The 18293-nt window shown below is 49.8% G+C and carries 17 protein-coding genes; 8 read left to right on the top strand and 9 right to left on the bottom strand.

The window, feature by feature from the left end; genetic code table 11:
• Positions 1-13 precede the first annotated feature (13 nt).
• The 4 genes from mutS to fliW all read right to left on the bottom strand — a co-directional run bounded on the left by mutS (position 14) and on the right by fliW (position 5547).
• A complete protein-coding gene (mutS, locus tag HQN60_RS15390) occupies positions 14-2581 on the bottom strand; it encodes a DNA mismatch repair protein MutS (protein ID WP_254456645.1) in 2568 nt (855 codons plus the stop codon).
• 50 nt (positions 2582-2631) lie between these two features.
• Entirely contained in the window at positions 2632-3876 is a 1245-nt protein-coding gene (gene tilS, locus HQN60_RS15385) for a tRNA lysidine(34) synthetase TilS (protein WP_173534493.1), read from the bottom strand.
• A gap of 130 nt (positions 3877-4006) precedes the next feature.
• Positions 4007-4975: an acetyl-CoA carboxylase carboxyltransferase subunit alpha gene (locus HQN60_RS15380; RefSeq protein ID WP_173534492.1), complete on the bottom strand. Its 969-nt coding sequence runs from the start codon at positions 4973-4975 to the stop codon at positions 4007-4009.
• Positions 4976-5133: 158 nt separating this feature from the next.
• Positions 5134-5547, bottom strand: coding sequence for a flagellar assembly protein FliW (gene fliW, locus HQN60_RS15375; protein WP_173534491.1), 414 nt, complete (start codon positions 5545-5547; stop codon positions 5134-5136).
• Positions 5548-5831: 284 nt separating this feature from the next.
• On the opposite strand from fliW, the gene flgM reads away from it, so the two are divergent.
• The 6 genes from flgM (at position 5832) to HQN60_RS15345 (ending at position 10263) form a co-directional block, all read left to right on the top strand.
• On the top strand, positions 5832-6122 hold the full coding sequence (flgM, locus tag HQN60_RS15370) for a flagellar biosynthesis anti-sigma factor FlgM (RefSeq protein WP_173534490.1): 291 nt from the start codon (positions 5832-5834) through the stop codon (positions 6120-6122).
• Positions 6119-6583, top strand: coding sequence for a flagella synthesis protein FlgN (locus tag HQN60_RS15365; protein WP_173534489.1), 465 nt, complete (start codon positions 6119-6121; stop codon positions 6581-6583). The genes flgM and HQN60_RS15365 overlap by 4 nt, the downstream gene beginning before the upstream one ends.
• Before the next feature lie 431 nt (positions 6584-7014).
• Entirely contained in the window at positions 7015-7785 is a 771-nt protein-coding gene (locus HQN60_RS15360) for a (Fe-S)-binding protein (protein ID WP_217390166.1), read from the top strand.
• Positions 7782-9167, top strand: coding sequence for a lactate utilization protein B (locus tag HQN60_RS15355; protein ID WP_173534488.1), 1386 nt, complete (start codon positions 7782-7784; stop codon positions 9165-9167). The genes HQN60_RS15360 and HQN60_RS15355 overlap by 4 nt, the downstream gene beginning before the upstream one ends.
• Positions 9160-9759, top strand: a complete 600-nt coding sequence (locus tag HQN60_RS15350) for a LutC/YkgG family protein (protein ID WP_173534487.1) — start codon at positions 9160-9162, stop codon at positions 9757-9759. Before HQN60_RS15355 ends, HQN60_RS15350 begins: the two co-directional genes overlap by 8 nt.
• A gap of 96 nt (positions 9760-9855) precedes the next feature.
• Entirely contained in the window at positions 9856-10263 is a 408-nt protein-coding gene (locus tag HQN60_RS15345; RefSeq protein WP_173534486.1) for a ribonucleotide reductase subunit alpha, read from the top strand.
• Positions 10264-10409: 146 nt separating this feature from the next.
• Here the strand turns inward: HQN60_RS15345 and arsB are convergent, their stop codons facing one another.
• From arsB to HQN60_RS15320, 5 genes are all read right to left on the bottom strand, one after another.
• Complete coding sequence (gene arsB / locus HQN60_RS15340; protein WP_173534485.1) at positions 10410-11471, bottom strand: ACR3 family arsenite efflux transporter; 1062 nt, start codon at positions 11469-11471, stop codon at positions 10410-10412.
• 38 nt (positions 11472-11509) lie between these two features.
• A complete protein-coding gene (gene arsA / locus HQN60_RS15335; RefSeq protein ID WP_173534484.1) occupies positions 11510-13273 on the bottom strand; it encodes an arsenical pump-driving ATPase in 1764 nt (587 codons plus the stop codon).
• Between the two features lie 24 nt (positions 13274-13297).
• Positions 13298-14326, bottom strand: a complete 1029-nt coding sequence (locus HQN60_RS15330) for a permease (RefSeq protein WP_254456644.1) — start codon at positions 14324-14326, stop codon at positions 13298-13300.
• Positions 14327-14415: 89 nt separating this feature from the next.
• Positions 14416-14778: an arsenite efflux transporter metallochaperone ArsD gene (gene arsD, locus HQN60_RS15325; protein ID WP_173534482.1), complete on the bottom strand. Its 363-nt coding sequence runs from the start codon at positions 14776-14778 to the stop codon at positions 14416-14418.
• 40 nt (positions 14779-14818) lie between these two features.
• On the bottom strand, positions 14819-15193 hold the full coding sequence (locus HQN60_RS15320; RefSeq protein WP_173534481.1) for an ArsR/SmtB family transcription factor: 375 nt from the start codon (positions 15191-15193) through the stop codon (positions 14819-14821).
• A gap of 78 nt (positions 15194-15271) precedes the next feature.
• Here HQN60_RS15320 and HQN60_RS15315 point away from each other — a divergent pair, with 78 nt between their 5' ends.
• A complete protein-coding gene (locus HQN60_RS15315; RefSeq protein WP_173534480.1) occupies positions 15272-16279 on the top strand; it encodes an ArsJ-associated glyceraldehyde-3-phosphate dehydrogenase in 1008 nt (335 codons plus the stop codon).
• Positions 16280-16372: 93 nt separating this feature from the next.
• Positions 16373-17584 (top strand): organoarsenical effux MFS transporter ArsJ, encoded by a 1212-nt coding sequence (gene arsJ, locus HQN60_RS15310; RefSeq protein WP_173534479.1) that lies wholly within the window; start codon positions 16373-16375, stop codon positions 17582-17584.
• Positions 17585-18293: the final 709 nt, after the last annotated feature.

Raw genomic sequence — 18293 nt, 5'->3', positions numbered from 1 at the left:
TACATTTATTGATCTAAATGAGCGCTTGCAAACGATAAATCAAAGCCAGTGCGTCACGTGGGCTGAGTTCGTCCGCATTGATGTCTTGTAATGCTTCGACAGCGGGATGCAATTCTAGTTCCATTGCTTCGTCATAATGGTTGACGGCAAATAAATCAGCTTGAGGCCCATTTTGTAAGCTATTTTGTTCTAAGTCCAGTAATTTGCGTTTGGCTTGACGAACTACGTCACGCGGCACGCCCGCTAAGCTGGCAACGGCAATCCCATAGCTTTGTGAGGCGGGGCCTTCTTGGACCGCGTGTAAAAAGATGATTTTGTCTTTGTGTTCAACCGCATCCAAATGCACATTGCTCACTTGTGGGTAATCTTGGGCAAGTCGAGTTAGTTCAAAGTAGTGCGTGGCAAACAGGGTATAGCTGCGATTTTTTTCGATTAAGGCGCGAGCGATGGACCAAGCCAGCGCTAAACCATCAAAAGTCGATGTACCACGGCCAACTTCATCCATCAGCACCAAGCTGTATTCGTTGGCATTATTCAAAATATTGGCGGTTTCGGTCATTTCGACCATAAAGGTCGATCGGCCACCGGCTAAATCATCGCTCGCCCCAATGCGAGTAAAAATTCGATCTACTCGGCCGATCTTGGCGCTTTGTGCTGGCACGTAACTACCGATGTGCGCCAGTAAGACAATAAGGGCCACTTGCCGCATATACGTCGATTTACCGCCCATATTTGGGCCGGTAATCAGCAGTAATTTGCGCGCTAAATGAAACTCGGCGCTATTGGGAATGAAGTCGTCAATTTGCGCTTCAACCACAGGGTGGCGACCAGCTTCGATGTGTAAGACCGCATCGTCACAAAAGTGCGGGGCAATATAACCGCTCAGTTCGGCACGCTGCGCTAAACAGACGAGTACATCCAGTGTGGCCACTGCTTGGCCAGCGAGACGCAGCGTGCTCAGGTGAACTTGCAGCGCTTCGATGAGGCCTTCATAAAGTTGTTTTTCCAGCGCTAAAGCCCGTTCATTGGCAGACAGGGCTTTTTCTTCAAACTGCTTTAATTCTGGCGTGATATAACGCTCGGCATTTTTCATCGTTTGCCGACGGCGGTAGTCTTCTGGTACTTGGCTAAGGTATGAGTTGGTAACCTCAATAAAAAAGCCAGCTACGCGGTTATACTCCACTCGTAAACTGCTAATGCCGGTGCGTTCGCGTTCGCGTAATTCAAGCTGAGTAAGAAAGTCGCCGCAGTTGCTTTGAATATGACGTAATTCATCCAGATCGCGCGAATAGCCATCTGCAATCACGCCGCCTTCACGAATTAATACCCCCGGTTCGGCTTGAATTGCCGCTTGTAGCAAGCTGGCAATGGCAGGTTCCGCATTCAGAGCCGCCGCTAAGCCGCGAAATAATCCGTTGTGCGGGAGCTGCGCGGCCAATTGCGGCAATACCTGCAAACTGCTGCGTAAACTCGCCAGATCGCGGGGGCGGGCGCTGCGCAGTGCAATGCGGGAAACGATGCGCTCGATATCAGCGATTTCACGCAGGACTGGATATAGCGTTTCACCGCGCGCTTGCTCAATCAGCGTGCTAATTGCATCTTGTCGTTCGATGATTTTGTGGTGTTGGCGTAAGGGGTGGTGTAGCCAGTGCGCCAATAGTCGCGAGCCCATGCCAGTCGCACATTGATCAAGTAAAGAAAACAGCGTGGGTGCAGTTTCGCCACGAATGGTTTCGGTGATTTCAAGATTGCGCCGTGTGGCAGCATCGAGCTCAATGTATTGCGTGGTGCTTTCTACCCGTAGACCATCGAGTGCTGGCAGCGAGCCGCCTTGCGTGCTGCGAACATAATCGAGCAAGGCGCCGGCAGCGCCGAGTGCCAGCATGTCGTTATTTACGCCAAAGCCGCTTAAATCATGGACGCTAAAATGCCGGCTCAGATTGCGCTGGGCGCTGTCATTTTCAAATTGCCAGCTGGCAATTTTGCGTACTGGAATGCGTAGCTGATCAAGCAGTGCCAGCTCAGTGCCTTCGGGCACTAAGATTTCAGCAGGGCGCAGGCGCTCTAGTTCTGAGCCGATTTTTTCGACATCAGAATCCATCAAAGCAAAATCACCCGATGCCAGTGATAGCCAGGCCATGCCCAGTCGGCCTTTGACAAAACGCAGTGCCAACAGGCGGTTTTCTTGTTTGTCGTCCAGCAGCGCCGCGTCGGTTAGGGTGCCTGGTGTGACCACGCGCATGACTTTGCGCTCGACCGGTCCTTTGCTGGTGGCTGGATCACCAATTTGTTCACAAATGGCAATGGACTCGCCAAGTTTGACCAATTTAGCCAAGTACGGTTCAAGCGAGTGAAACGGAATGCCGCACATTTTGATCGGTTCACCGGCGCTACTGCCACGGGTAGTGAGCGTGATATCGAGCAAACGCGCCGCTTTGACTGCATCCTCATAAAATAACTCGTAAAAATCCCCCATGCGATAAAACACCAACTTGTCGGTGTGATCGGCCTTGAGCGAAAAATATTGCGCCATCATGGGCGTGTGGGTTGGGGCGGCGGACGTTTTGCTGCTTTTGGCCATGATGTGTTCCGTATTACGAGTATATGAGTGGGCGTCTTGCTGGTAATGCTTTAGCGGGCAATACCCTTGTTGGGGTGATTGGCTTGCCAAATCGGCAACCAGCCGATTTGATCGGCGGCAACTTGAAAGTCAGCGTGAACGCCAAGACCGGGAACGGCCGCCAATTGGCCGTTAAGGTAAATCAGCGGCGTGGTTTCGCGTAGCCATGGCGCAATCCCCAGTGCTTGGCAATGGGCTTTGAGCGAGCGCGTTGGGCGATTGGCTGCCAATCTGAGGCTTTCACCGCCAGAGCGACCGGCGATACGGTAACCCTGCTCTAAAAAGCGCGGATCGATGCCGTGTTCTGCTTCAATCCAGCGTAGTTCACCATGCCAATCGGCAATCTGAGGTGCGTCTTGCCATTGGCGATCTAATTGAGGCCCCGGGTTTAAGCTGGCGCGCGTGATATGCAATGCGCCACGATAACGGCGAATCGCAGCATTACGCCAAACGAGTGCTGGGCAAGTGTCGCTGGCCGCAGCAAAAGTGACCCGCAGTAATTCGTCAAATGCACGCAACTCGAGCGTAATGCCGTGGGTGTCTAGCCAATGGTGTAAGGCATTGCGTTGCCGTGCTGGGCTGAGCTGTTGAAATGGCTCGAGCTGCAAAGCCTGATCTTGCACACACCGCACGAGGTCTTCTTGGGCGCGCTCTAATAAAATCGCCGCAGCATCGCCTTGATGTATTGCGCTACGCGCAATAGTTGCTATGGCCTTGGGGTTAATACCCTCAAGTAAAGGGATGAGCTCATGGCGGATTTTATTGCGTTTAAAGGCGGTGTCTTGATTGCTTTCATCTTCCACCCAAGCCAACTGATGGGCATTGGCATAATCCAGCAAGGCCGAACGTGGCAACTGCAACAAAGGGCGTAACACATCGGTATTGGCGTTCAGCGCCCGCAAAGATTTCATTGCGGAGAGTCCCGCTGGGCCGCTGCCACGCAGCAAATTGATTAACAGCGTTTCGCTTTGATCGTTTTGGTGGTGGGCGAGCACGATGGCGTCGCAAGCTTGCTCAGTAAACGCACGATACCGCGCGGTGCGGGCATTGCTCTCAATGCCGAGTCCGGTATTTTGCGATACGTTAACCGGTGTGATCTGGCAAGGGATCTGGAGCGTTTGGCAAAAAGTGCGTGCATGTTCGGCCCAAGTATCGGCATTGGGTGATAAGCCATGATGAACATGAATGGCGCTTAAGCTAAAGCCCAGTTCAGCTTGTTGTTGACTGAGCCAGTGCAGCAGTACGCTTGAATCCAATCCTGCCGAGAAACCCACGCATAAGCGGATGGGGAGGCTGGATTGAAAACGGGGGCGTTGGCCCCCGTTGCAGCAAAAGTCACGAAGGGCGGCCGATGCGGCAAGCCAGCCCTCGTGATTGAACGTCGCTTTAGGCGACGGATTCTTCTTTAAATTTGCCATATTCCATTAGACGCTCAAAGCGATCATCGAGAAGTTGATCAATCGATTTGGCTTGTAAGTTTTTAAGCCCATCGGCAATTGATTTTTTCATTGCGCTCATCATGAGTTGATAGTCGCGATGTGCGCCGCCAACTGGCTCATTAATCACTTTATCGACCAAACCGAGGGTTTTTAAGCGCGTGGCGGTGATGCCAAGGGCTTCGGCGGCATCGGAAGCGCGTTCAGCGGTTTTCCACAAAATGGTGGCGCAGCCTTCCGGAGAAATCACTGAGTACGTTGAATATTGCAGCATTTGTACAATATCGCCGACGGCAATCGCCAGTGCGCCGCCAGAGCCGCCTTCACCGATAATGGTGCAGATGGTCGGTACGCGTAGTTTGGCCATTTCAAATAAATTGCGACCAATTGCTTCTGACTGTCCACGTTCTTCAGCACCGATACCAGGGTAAGCACCCGGGGTGTCGACAAAAGTGATGACAGGAATGTTGAATTTTTCGGCCAATTTCATCAAACGCAATGCTTTACGATAGCCTTCTGGACGTGGCATACCGAAGTTACGCATGATTTTTTCTTTGGTATCGCGCCCTTTTTGGTGGCCGATGACCATAACACTTTGACCATTAAAGCGGGCCAAACCACCCACAATCGCTAAGTCATCGGCAAAAGCGCGATCACCATGCAATTCTTGGAAGTCTGTAAAAATACCGGCGATATAGTCGTAGGTATACGGACGCTGCGGATGGCGCGCCACTTGAGAAATTTGCCACGGCGACAGTTTGGCGTAGATCGTTTTAGTGAGCTCTTGGCTCTTTTTTTCTAAATGCGAAATTTCAACTGAGATATCTACTGCCGAATCGTCCTGCACGTAGCGCAGTTCTTCGATCTTGTTTTCGAGTTCGGCTACAGATTGCTCGAAGTCGAGGAAGGTCGTTTTCATGCTCTTCATACTCCAGAAGCGCCACTTACAAATAGCGCACGCGCGCAACTAGCCAGTATGGCCAGCGCGTAAAATGGCGCAATCATACAGCAAGCACGGCCGCACTCCAAGATGCCAGCGGCTTTGTCACCATCAATTGCCGTGCTTGACAGGTGGTGTTAGGTGTTACGAAAAACAATGTCGGCTTTTACGTCGAGTTTTTGTAAGCCTTTGCGACTTTGCAAATTAATCACCAAAGGCGCATTGGTATTGGCGCTAATGGCTTGGCCTTCAGGGCGCGACAAAATCAAAAACAACTTGGCATCATTGGCCGTGGTTAAATCAATTTGCTGGCATTCCTCGTCCGACAAAGTCAGGGCATAATTGAGTCCCAACCGCTCGGTTTCTACTAAAGTAAATAACACGGCAGCATCGTCAAGTGATTGCAGCCACAGTACTTTAGGGTCGGGTTTTTCTTCGTGGAGTAGTTTGTAATTTTTGCAGTCTTCAAAGCCGGGAATGCCCAGCGGAAACTGAATAATGGTATCGGGATCGACTTCAATTTGGCCAAAACGGCTAGGATAAACTTGCATTTAACGGGCTCCGCCAAGAATATGAAAGGCTAGGGTCTGTTGATGCTGGGTTTGCCACCGCGCTAGAGCACTTTCGCGGCAAACTAAACATGAACTGACCCTAGAATAACGTATTCATTCTTAAAGTGGTTGGCTTGGGTCTATGCTGTTGTAATTTCAGGTGGCTTGTGTTTTAGCGTTTACTGATAAACAATTGAATTACTAAAGAATTTCAAACTTGCGTCGATAATTGGCATAATGGAAGAAATTGAGTGTGCGCCATTAAATTGGCATAGGAAGCAATCATGAAAATTGACAACTCTGGCAAGCCATTGGCGAGCGTGACCGCACGGCCATTAGAGGGGCGCACGGCCGCGAAAACGGAACAAGCTGCGGAAAAAAACAGCGTTAGCATTAATCCTTTGGCCGCCCAGCTCTCTAATGCTGCGGGTGTTGGTAAAAGCGATTCCCCTTTTGATTCAAAAAAAGTGGAAGAAATTCGTCAAGCGATTGCCGAAGGGCGCTTTGCAATCAAGCCTGAGGCGATTGCTGACGGTTTACTGTCTAGTGTGAAAGCTCTGCTTGCTCGCCCATGATGTCTATTTGTGATTTAAACCAAGCCATCACCATTGAGCTGCTCGAAGTTGAGCGGCTTGTGGCGTTAATGCAACGTGAGCAAGATATCCTGACGACACGTCAATTTGATCAAATCAATGATTTACTGATTTTAAAAACGCGTGCAGTTCAGCAATTAGAAATCGCAACGCAATCTCGTATGCAATGCGCGCGGCAATTGAATTTACATACTGCTTCGCAAATGAATGATTATTTGTCGGTAGATAGCAAAATCGCCCCGCAATGGCGGCATTTACAACAGCAAGCCAAGCTGGCGGAAGTGCTCAATCGCAGTAATGCTCAACTGGTGCAATGCCATGAAGATGCTAATCGTCATTTATTAAGCTTGCTATCGCAAGAAAAAAATCAGGAAATTGCCTATAGCGCCAATGGCCGATTACGCCATCAGCAAACTTTAGGCCGCCCACTCGATCGCGCTTAATTGCCGCTTGATTTACCGATGGATTTCATCCCATCTGCTGGTTGAATTCATCTCGGTCATATCCCCTGTTTTGCCAGCTAAAATCAAGCCGTCAGTGCTTGACGGTTTGATCATCACGATATTGTCTTTTGGTTTAACTATCCTGATATTTACGCCGCCCAATTTTTTTTGCGCACATTATCTGAGCGGATATTGCCCCATCAGCATTCATTATTACCATTAATAATTACTGAAATACAAAGTTAACGTAAGTATAAAGTCGTTGCATGCTTTTTGTTATTTTTGTTTTAGCTATTGGGTGGCTGTAAATAATATGCAGCGTGATAGCGCACACGTTCATCGATTTTAAAGTGGGTGTGATGCGGTGATAGCTATTTGATCAACATGGTCGATGATAAAACATCACTCACAATTGAAATAAGGGGTTGGTGATGACGATGACGCCGATGGCACCACGGGTGGCTTTATTTGTACCTTGTTTTATTGATTCGAGCTTTCCTGAAATCGGGGTGGCAACGCTGCAATTACTGGAGCGCTTGGGATGTATTGTTGAGTATCCATTCAACCAAACCTGCTGCGGTCAGCCGCTCGCCAATGAGGGCGATCAAAAAAATGCTGCCGCTTGTGAAGCTTTATTTGTGCAGAACTTTGCGGGCTACGACTATATCGTCGGTCCATCAGCCAGCTGTATTCACCATATTCGGCAACATTTAGACGCCATTGAACAAACCGCTGAAGTGACGCAAGTCAGAACGCATGCGTATGAATTGGTCGAATTTTTGCACGATATATTGCAAATACGCGATTTTCCTTGGGCATCATTCCCGCACAAAGTGGCCTTGCACAATAGTTGTACTTCATTACGCAGTTTGCAGCCACCACTGGCATCCATGTCAGAAATTCGTGGGCCGGTTTTTTCTAAACCGAAAGAATTATTGGCCAATGTACCTGGCATTGAGTGGGTTGAGTTAGAGCGAGCCGATGAATGCTGTGGTTTTGGTGGTTTGTTTTCTATTTTTGAAGAGGGCGTCTCGGCCAAAATGGGGTATGACAAGGTGGATGATCAACGACGAGCCGGGGCTGAATATATCGTTTCTGCCGATATGAGTTGCTTGATGCACCAAAAAGGCTGTGCGCAGCGCTTGGGTTATGGACAGAAGTACATTCATATTGCCCAGATATTGAATGGAGATACCGCATGAAACCTGTAGATCAGTCGGCCGCTGCGGATGAATTTATCGCCGATGTGCAGCATGAACGTTTTCATGACCATCATTTGTGGGACTTAAGAAAAGGGCGGGATCAGGCGCGAGATCACATTCCTGAATGGGAAATGCTGCGCCAGCTAGCGTCTGACATTAAAGCGCATACGCTGACGCATTTGGCGGATTATCTAGAAGAATTTGAACGCAAAGCAACGGCCAATGGGGTGCAGGTACATTGGGCGCAAGATGCCCAAGAGCATAATCGCATTGTTGGCGAGATTTTTGCGGCACGTCAGGTCAAAACCGTGATTAAAAGTAAATCGATGCTCACTGATGAATGTCAGATGCGACCGTATTTGGCCGAGCGCGGTATTACGGTAATTGAGTCGGATTTGGGCGAACGTATTCAGCAATTGGATGATGATCAACCGCCGAGTCATATTGTGGTGCCTGCAGTGCATAAGTTGCGGGGTGATGTTGCCAAATTGTTTGCTCGGACCATCGACTCTGATCCGAATAATGACGATCCTAAAGTTTTGAGTGAGGCAGGGCGACAAAGCCTGCGACCGCATTTTTTAGCTGCCGATGCGGGGATGACTGGTGCTAATTACTTGATTGCTGAAACGGGTAGCTTTGTGGTGTGTACCAATGAAGGCAACGCCGACATTAGCGCCAATTTACCGCCCTTGCATGTCGCGTCAGTAGGCATTGAAAAACTGATTCCGCGGATTGAGGATTTGGGGGTGTTTATACGTTTGTTATCGCGCAGTGCTTTAGGTTCGCCGATTACGCAATATACCTCGCATTTTCGTGCCCCACGTGATGGTGGTGAAATGCATATTGTGTTGGTCGATAACGGCCGTTCTGCGCGGTTGGGGATGGCTGATTTTTGGACTTCACTCAAGTGTATTCGCTGCGGGGCGTGCATGAATACTTGTCCAGTGTATCGGCGTAGTGGTGGTTTGAGTTATGGCAGTGTTTACCCGGGGCCCATTGGCGTGATTTTAAATCCTGCGATTGATTTGCATCGCTATCGTGCTTTGCCTTTTGCATCCACCATGAATGGCAGTTGTACCAGCGTGTGCCCAGTTAAAATCAATATTCACGAGCAAATTTATCAATGGCGGCGAATTATTAGTGAAAAACAAGAGCTGCCACTATTGCGTCGAACCGCGCTGGATGTTGCCGCTAAAGTCTTAGCGAGTCCGGCGTTGTTTCGTCGTGTCATTGCTGGGGTTGATCAAATTAGTCGTGAGTTTCCTCGGGCACTTATTTATAACCCGCTCAATGCTTGGGGTTTGCAGCGTGAAATTCCCGATGCGCCAAAAGCCACATTTCATCAATGGTGGGCTAAAAATCGAGGAGCAGATCATGAGTAGTCGCGATATTATTTTGGCGCAAGTACGCGTCAATCAGCCGCCGGCGAGTGATTTACCTAAAGTACCGTTGTTTGCTGCCGACTTGCCAAGCCCATGGCCGCAGTTTCAAGCGAGTTTGCGACGGATGGGCGGGCAAATATTGGATTGCCCTGATGGCGTGAATTTGAACGCTTTGCTCAGCCAGCATTTTCCGCAGGCTAAAATAATTGCTTCTGTCGTGCCCGAAGTGACGGGTAATTTTAGTGTGTTGCAAGGCGAAGATCCGCATCGCTTGGCCGAGGTCGATGTCGCTGTAGTGCGTGCACGTTTTGCGGTGGCTGAAACCGGCAGCGTTTGTTTTACTGAACAAGAATTGGTGGTGAATGCGCTGGCGTATCTTGCCCAGCATTTGGTGGTGCTGCTGGATGTGAATGAAATAGTTGGCAATTTGCACCAAGCATATCAACGTGCCGAGTTTCAAATGGCCCGATACACCGTGCTACATAGCGGCCCTTCGGCGACAGCGGATATTGAAGGTACTTTGGTGCATGGCGCACAAGGTGTTCGTTCATTGTCGGTGATCGCTTATCAACGCCTTCCCAATGTGGTGTGATTAAACTCTTCACCCAACATCAAAACTTATGCTGATCGCTGTGTTCAGTATTAAGCTGTAATGACGTTTTTATCTCAGCAGACTCTAGGGGACATCATGGATATTGCCAGCTTTTCCGATTTACTGACTGCCGCTCGTTCCCAGCCGACACCACAAAGGCTATTGTTTGTTTTTACTGGGGCGGGATTGCCTGAGGATGCGACTGCAGAGCAAATTGCTCAGTTTTCTGCCCAGCAAGCGGGTGAGTTAACGCCCTTGATGTATGTGGATAAATCGCCGCTGGAGCTAAGTACATTTGCAGCATTGACTGCTGAATCAGAACAGCTCGTCCCCGATTGGGATGTGGTATTTGTTGCTGGTTTAGGTGGCAAAGGATTGCTAGCGCCGACTCATGATGAAATTGAGAGCGCATTTCAACGGATGATGGCTGCAATTCAATCGGGCGCAGTACAGCCGTTTTTAGCCTTTCGCCGCGACGGAGAGATCGTGCAGTTAGTCGTTTAACGGGTGAATAAATGTCCGAAATCATTTCGGACATTCGTAAATCCACAGATTAGTTGCAAAATTGACTAGGAATGACCTAGAAAGTCCAATCTACGTCTTCTTCAATCGAGCAGCATTGTGTTGCGAACATCTGAATAAGTAAGTTTTCATGTGTAGTACTTATGCTTCATTCTGAGCGCCACATTCACTAAAGCAATGAGTACGGGTACTTCAACCAAGGGGCCAATCACGCCCGCAAAGGCTTGATCAGAACTCAAGCCAAACACGGCAATCGACACCGCAATCGCTAGCTCAAAATTATTGCCGGTCGATGTAAACGCTATCGACGCATTTTGATCGTACGGCAAGCCCATTTTCTTGCCGATGAAAAAACTCACAAAAAACATTAGCATGAAATAGATAACCAGCGGGATGGCGATTTGCAGCACGTCCATCGGTAGCTCAACTATCATTTCACCCTTCAGGCTAAACATCAACACGATGGTCGCGAGTAAAGCAATCAGCGTGATTGGCGAAATACGCGGGATAAACACCGTGTTGTACCAATCCTCGCCTTTGGCCGCCACCAACCATTTGCGGCTCAAAAATCCGGCTAGAAAAGGAATCCCAAGGTAAATCAGTACACTTTGTGCAATATCGAGAATCGTAATGTTCAACGTAAACCCTTGCAGGCCAAATAGGGGTGGCAACACAGTAATAAACAACCAAGCCATAACGCTGTAACTCATAATTTGGAACACACTATTGATCGCAACTAAGGCTGCGCCGTATTCCTTGCTGCCGCCGCTAAGGTCATTCCAAACCAGCACCATCGCAATACACCGCGCCAGCCCAATTAAAATCAGCCCGACCATATAGCCCGGCTGGTCACGCAGAAAGGTAATTGCCAGCACAAACATCAAAATCGGACCGACAATCCAATTCATCACCAAAGACAGCGTAAGCGCCTTTTTATCCCGAGTAACTTTACCCAAAAGTCTGTAATTCACTTTCGCCAGCGGCGGATACATCATCAAAATTAGGCCAATCGCTAGCGGAATATTGGTCGTGCCCACTGACATAGCATCATTGAGCTGCGCCACTTGCGGAAAAACCACGCCGATCCCAACACCCACTGCCATGGCTAAAAAAATCCACAATGTGAGGTTGCGATCCAAAAAACTCATTTTGTGTGCCGTTGATTCATCGGCGCAGGCTGTTACATTCATGCTGAATACTCTTTAGTTCGTTCTGTTAGAAAAAGGCTTTATTTCTGACTATGCTCGGCCAGCGCCAACAGCCGCGGCACACCAATCGGCTCGTCTTTCAGCAAGGGCACCACCGCATACCGTTGTGCATGTTGATTGACCACCAAGTCGATTTCGCGCAATTCATTCTGGGCGCGTTGCTGCAATAGTGGCGATTTGGCGCCTGCCATCGCGATACTGTTATTAATCACCCAAGCCCACGGGGTAATCCCCGCGCGTTGCAAATCAGCCTGTAAATTGGCGGCCTCCAGCACCGGCGTGGTTTCCGCCAAGGTCACCAGCAGCACTTTGGTTTGTTTCGGGTCTTGCAATTGCATCATCGGCGTCAGGTAATGCAGCTTGGCCTGATCCATTTTTTTTGCAACTTCACGGTGATATGCGCCCGTGGCATCAAGCAGCAACAGTGTGTGGCCAGTTGGTGCGGTATCCATCACAACAAACTTTTTGCCCGCTTCGCGAATAATCCGCGAGAAAGCCTGAAAGACGGCGATTTCCTCGGTGCATGGTGAGCGCAAGTCTTCTTCCAGTAAAGCTCTGCCTTGGGTATCGAGCTGTGCGCCTTTGCTAGTAAGTACTTGCTGCCGATACTGCTCAGTGACTTCATGTGGATCGATACGGCTCACGGTCAGATTGTCTAAACTGCCGACCAGCGTTTCGCTCAGATGCGCCGCGGGATCAGAAGTGGTCAAATGCACTGGCAACCCGCGATGCGCCAGCTCGACAGCGACAGCAGCAGCGATGGTGGTTTTGCCGACGCCACCTTTGCCCATTAGCATCACCAAACCATGGCCGTCGGCAGCGATTTGATCGACCAATGTCGATAAATTGGGCGCGGCAAAGTCGCTGGTGCTGGCATCAAGGCTCGGCGCAGCACTTTGGACATCGGTAAACAATTGCTGCAAAGCAGGCAAACCGACCAGATTAAAGGGTTTTAGTGCCAACAAATCAGTCGGCAAGTTTTTAAAAACCTCAGGAATATTCGCCAGCGCCGCCTGTTCGCGCTGCGCAATCGTAGCTGCTAGCGGGTCTTGGCGGGCTTCTGATTCTGGCAGCACGCCATTGATTACTAAATATTGCTGTGCCAAGCCAATATCGGCCAAATCTTCATGCGTTCGTGCCACTTCGCGCAAAGTGGCTTGCTGCGCACGCGCAACTAAAATCAGGCGGGTACGAATCGGGTCGGCCAAGGCGTCCACTGCGGCTTTGTACTGGGCGCGCTGTTTTTCCAGCCCGGCCAATGGGCCAAGGCAAGACGCGTCGCCTTTACCTTCAGCCAAAAAGCCACTCCACGCGCCCGGTAATTGCAGCAAGCGTATCGTGTGACCCGTCGGTGCGGTATCAAAAATAATGTGATCAAAATCGGCAGTTTGTTTCGAGTCGATCAGTAGCGCAGTGAACTCATCAAATGCCGCAATTTCCATCGTGCATGCGCCAGAGAGCTGCTCCTCAATACCGCGCACCACGTCATCGGGCAACACGCCACGTACCGGATCAACAATCCGATTGCGATAGACTTGTGCCGCCGCTTGCGGATCGATTTCGAGCGCGGATAAATTGGCCACCGCAGGAATATCGGTGATTTGATTGCCAATCGTAATGCCGAATACTTGGCCGACATTGGATGCCGGATCAGTACTCACCAATAAAATTCGCTTCCCAGAGGCCGCTAATTCAATTGCGCTGGCACAAGCAATCGACGTTTTACCAACGCCACCTTTGCCGGTAAAAAACAGAAAACGCGGTGGATTTTGCAAGAAGTTCATGGCCGTTCCTTAAAGGAATATGCACTAGAAAAAAAACGTCACCAAATAGCCCATCATGATCGCCATGCCTAAAATCACCGTCAGGAAGGCCACAATCATCGGTGTTTTAAACATCGACTTGAGCAGAATGACTTCGGTTAGGCTGGCTCCGGCACTGCCAATAATCAGCGCCATCACCGCCCCGACGCCCATGCCTTTACCTAGCAATGAAGCAGCCAACGGGATCACGGCTTCGGCCCGGATATACAATGGAATCCCAATTACCGCGCTCAACGGTACGGCAAATGGATTGTCTGAGCCTGCGTGTTTGGCAATCCATTCGGCAGGAACAAAACCGTAGATAACAGAACCGAGTAACACCCCAAGAGCAAGAAAAGGCAAGACTTCTTTAAATTGCGTCCATGCATCTAAACTGGCTTGGCGGTAATTCAGCGGCGTATTCGCCGCTTGTGCTTTGCCTTGATCATTGTGAGTGCTAGCTGTTGAGCATGATGAAACTGGCTTGGTGACATTGCAGCAGCTCGACTTGGCGGCGGGTATTTCTTCAATTACAGGGGCTGCGGTGCAGCATGCACTCTTGGTGACCAGCGTTTCTTGAGTGGGCATAGCCACTGCCGCTGCTTTATTGCAAGCGGTGCCCGACGTTTTGGCCTTAATTACATATCGCTCAAAGCCTAACTTATCGAGCAATAAGCTGGCCAGTAGCGACACACCGGCAGCAATAACGATGTAGGTGAGCGTAATTTGCCAGCCAAAACTCACCCACATTAGCCCAACGATAATCGGATTGAGTAAGGGTGATACAAATAGGAAAGTCAGTGTGGGGCCAAAACCGGCCTTGGCCGATAACAAACCGCGTAACATCGGAATCGTTGAGCAGCTACAAAACGGCGTCAGCGAACCCAGTGCCGTCGCAATTAAATAGCCTTTACCTTGGCGTTGTCCAAGTACCTGCTGAATTTTCGCATTCGAAAATTTTTGCCGGGCCAGGGCGACGCCCGCACTGATGATTAAGAATAAAACCGATAACTCGACGGCTAGAAATACAAACATGTTAGATGCGTCTGATAGCATCGTTGCCCACTCATTCATTTCACTTTACCTCTTTGCTGGCATCATCCATTTGCCAGCAATTTAATTCATTAACAACTTCGCGAACCGGAGCAGCATTTTTTTGCTGGCTGAGCAGTAGTCTCAAGTAAATCAAGACCTAAAAAGCGCGCCAATTCTGCCCGAGTCGGATAACGCCCCGCCAAAGCCATTTCGCCTTCCACCAGAACGACAGGGAGTGCTTCAGCGCCAGAGCGCACTAGAAATGCTTTCACAAGCTCATTTTCTGCAAACGCCATTGGCTGCTGCGCTAAATTAAAGCGTTCAATCGCTGCGCCTTGTTGCTTGGCCCAATCGATATCGGCTGAGGCATTCACCAAAGCTTGGTCCACATCTTCACCGCATACGCCAGAGCTACAGCACAGGGCGGGGTCAAAAATTTGTATTTTGCGCATGATTTTCTCCTAAGCGCATTTGTGAAACGCCGTCGACGGATTACTCTGTCTTCGGAGCAGGGCAGCACAGTGGTGGCAAAACAGCGGGTGAGCAGCTCGATTGCGCGCGTAAATCAGCACATTGTTCGGGCTGCCCTTCGCAACATTCCTCAGTCAGATAAGCGATTAAATCCAGCATCAAGCTGAGATTGGCGCGGTAACGCATATAGCGTCCCTCTTGCGCCACCGTCACCACATTGGCTTGCACCATGGCTTTCAGGTGAAACGACATATTGGTTGGCGGTAGTCCCAGTGCAGTCGCAATCTCTCCTGCCACCATGCCGACATGGCCTTGGCGTACTAATAAACGGTAGGCATCTAAACGGATGCCCGATGAAAGCGACTCAAAAATAGTCGTAGCGATTAATTTTTCCATAATTCAACTATACAACAATGTTTGAAATATTGTATTGTTAATATCAACAGTATCAATTTCAATCCGAGGACAGCACAAATGAGCATCAAAGTAGGCATTAACGGCTTTGGCCGCATGGGACGTTTAACACTGCGCGCAGCTTGGGGTTGGCCAGATGTTGAATTTGTGCAGATCAATGATCCAGCGGGTGATGCCGTAACCTTGGCGCATTTGCTGAACTTTGACTCAGTACATGGCCGTTGGGCGCATGAAGCCAGCACGGATGGAGATGACATTCTTATCGGCAATCAGCGTATCAAAACGACGCGCAATACTGCCATTGCAGATACAGATTGGTCGGGCTGTGATGTGGTCATCGAAGCCTCAGGCAAAATGCGTACCACAGCACTCCTGCAAGCTTACCTTGATCAAGGCGTAAAACGCGTCGTCGTTACCGCGCCCGTCAAAGAAGCTGGCGTACTCAATGTCGTGGTGGGGGTGAACGATCATTTGTTCGACCCAGCGATTCACCGCATCGTCACTGCCGCCAGCTGCACGACCAATTGCCTTGCGCCCGTGGTGAAAGTGATTCATGAGCAACTGGGTATACGTCACGGCAGCATGACGACAATCCACGATTTGACCAACACCCAAACCATCATCGATGCGCCGCACAAAGATCTACGCCGTGCGCGCTCCTGCGGCACCAGTTTGATTCCGACTTCGACTGGCTCGGCCACTGCGATCACCGAGATTTTCCCCGAGCTGAAAGGCCGTTTGAACGGCCACGCCGTGCGCGTGCCGCTCACCAATGCCTCGTTGACTGATTGCGTATTCGAGCTAGAACGCGCTACGACGGTGGACGAAGTGAACGGCCTACTGAAAGCCGCATCAGAAACGTATTTGAAAAACATCTTGGGCTTTGAGACACGCCCACTGGTGTCGATCGACTATCGCGGCGACGCACGTTCAAGCATCATCGACGCACTGTCGACGATGGTGATCAACGGTACGCAGTTGAAACTCTATGCTTGGTATGACAATGAATGGGGTTATGTAAACCGCACGGCTGAGCTGGTTCGCCAAGTTGGTTTAGTCGATCAATAAGTTGTAGCAAATACTCTACATGGTATTGCTCTGTATCTATTTAAAGTAAATGGCTACAGGGCAATACCTATCAATTGGACTTGGGTTTTCATCATGCTTTCCAGCCTTTCACCGGCTATTCGCCAATACCTGATCATCACCGGCAACTACTGGACGTTTACGTTAACCGATGGCGCTTTGCGGATGCTGGTGGTGCTGCATTTTCATCAACTCGGCTTTTCGCCACTCAATATTGCGCTGCTGTTTTTGTTTTACGAGCTATTTGGCGTGGTGACTAATCTCGTCGGTGGCTGGTTGGGCGCGCGGATTGGTCTGAATAAGACAATGAATATCGGCCTTGGCTTGCAAGTGATTGCGCTGCTGGCGTTGACGGTGCCGACTGCAATGCTCACTGTGCCGTGGGTGATGGCGGCGCAGGCATTGTCGGGCATTGCGAAAGACCTCAATAAAATGAGTGCCAAAAGCAGCATCAAGACGCTGGTTCCCGCTGGCGCGGAAGGGAAACTCTTTCAATGGGTGGCGGTGCTCACTGGCTCGAAAAATGCGCTGAAAGGCGTTGGGTTTTTCTTGGGCGGCGTGTTGCTGGCGACTTTAGGTTTTGCGGGCGCAATGTGGGCGATGGCGGGGGTGTTGCTTGTGGTGTGGATTGCCAGCTTGATTAGCCTGAAGTCGGACTTGGGCAAGGCAAAAAACAAGCCTAAATTTGGTGAGATTTTCTCCAGCAGTCGCGCGGTGAATATTCTATCCGCAGCGCGGTTGTTCTTGTTTGGCGCGCGCGATGTGTGGTTTGTGGTGGCGCTGCCGGTGTTTATGGCGACGACTTTGGGCTGGGTCGATTGGGCGGTGGGGACGTTTTTTGCTTGCTGGGTGATTGGTTACGGAATCGTGCAATCGCTTGCGCCCTATTTAACGGGCAAAAAATCAGGCAAAGTCCCCGATGGACGCGCCGCGATGTTGTGGGCAATTCCGCTTGCCGTATTAACCGCAGGTATTGCTATAGGGGTTAATCTAGATAATGGCTTAGAGGCGATACTGATTGGTGGGTTGTTGCTATTTGGTGTGCTGTTTGCGATTAATTCCTCATTACACAGCTATTTGATCGTCAGTTACGCCAAGGAAGACGGCGCATCACTTGATGTTGGTTTTTATTATATGGCCAACGCAATAGGGCGGCTGATTGGTACGGTATTGTCCGGCTGGGTCTACCAAACGGCGGGTTTGGCGGCCTGTTTGTGGATATCGGCGGCTTTTATTGCCTTAGCTGCGCTAATTTCATTGGGTTTACCTCGGCATGCAACAGTTTAAATGCTGAGCTGTGCTGCCAAATATGGACGCTAAAGCGAGGTGAAAAAATAGCACGGTAATCCCTTTTTATATGACCTCAATGCCCGAGTCGCTCGGGCCGCAACTCATTATCTCGCAAGCCGCAAACCATCAGGTTGCGGCTTGCGATATTTTGATGTTATGCCGCATTTGCTAGCTCAATCTCAGTTTGCGTAGATATGTCGAGCGCATCACCAACTTCAATACCAAGGTGACGATTTGTGTGCTTTCCGTCTTGGTATGTGCAAGCCACAATTGAATTGCGCGCAAGTTTTTTGTTCGTTTACAAATCAGAGTGACCTTGCTTCTTCGCGTGCTCTGAGTGACACATTCAGTCGGATCCAATCCGATTGGGCTGACCCCGCAATTTACAATGTCGCATATAGTCGAGTTGAAATATGTGCTGACACTTGGCGTAGTCTAATAGGAAGCAAATTCTGGTCAGAATGTCGTTTCGCATGTGAAACCCAAGCGGAAACAGTATCGCGTGTTAGCTTGGTCATTTCAAACTGCACGGGGCCTTGTGTTTTGCTTTGAAAGGTTGAAATTTGGCGGTGCGAGTTTTTGGGCTAAGGAGTGAATTGAATTGTGTCTGAAATAGTCGAATCAGAAACGTGAGGCAATCATGAAGTGCATAACAATAGCTTAAAATAAATGGTGGGAAGAGTGGTGAGGATATTGTTTTTGAATG

The sequence above is a fragment of the Deefgea piscis genome (genome assembly GCF_013284055.1).
Classification (GTDB): domain Bacteria; phylum Pseudomonadota; class Gammaproteobacteria; order Burkholderiales; family Chitinibacteraceae; genus Deefgea; species Deefgea piscis.
Note: the sequence above shows the minus strand (reverse complement) of the source record. Positions and strands in the feature narration are given on the sequence as shown.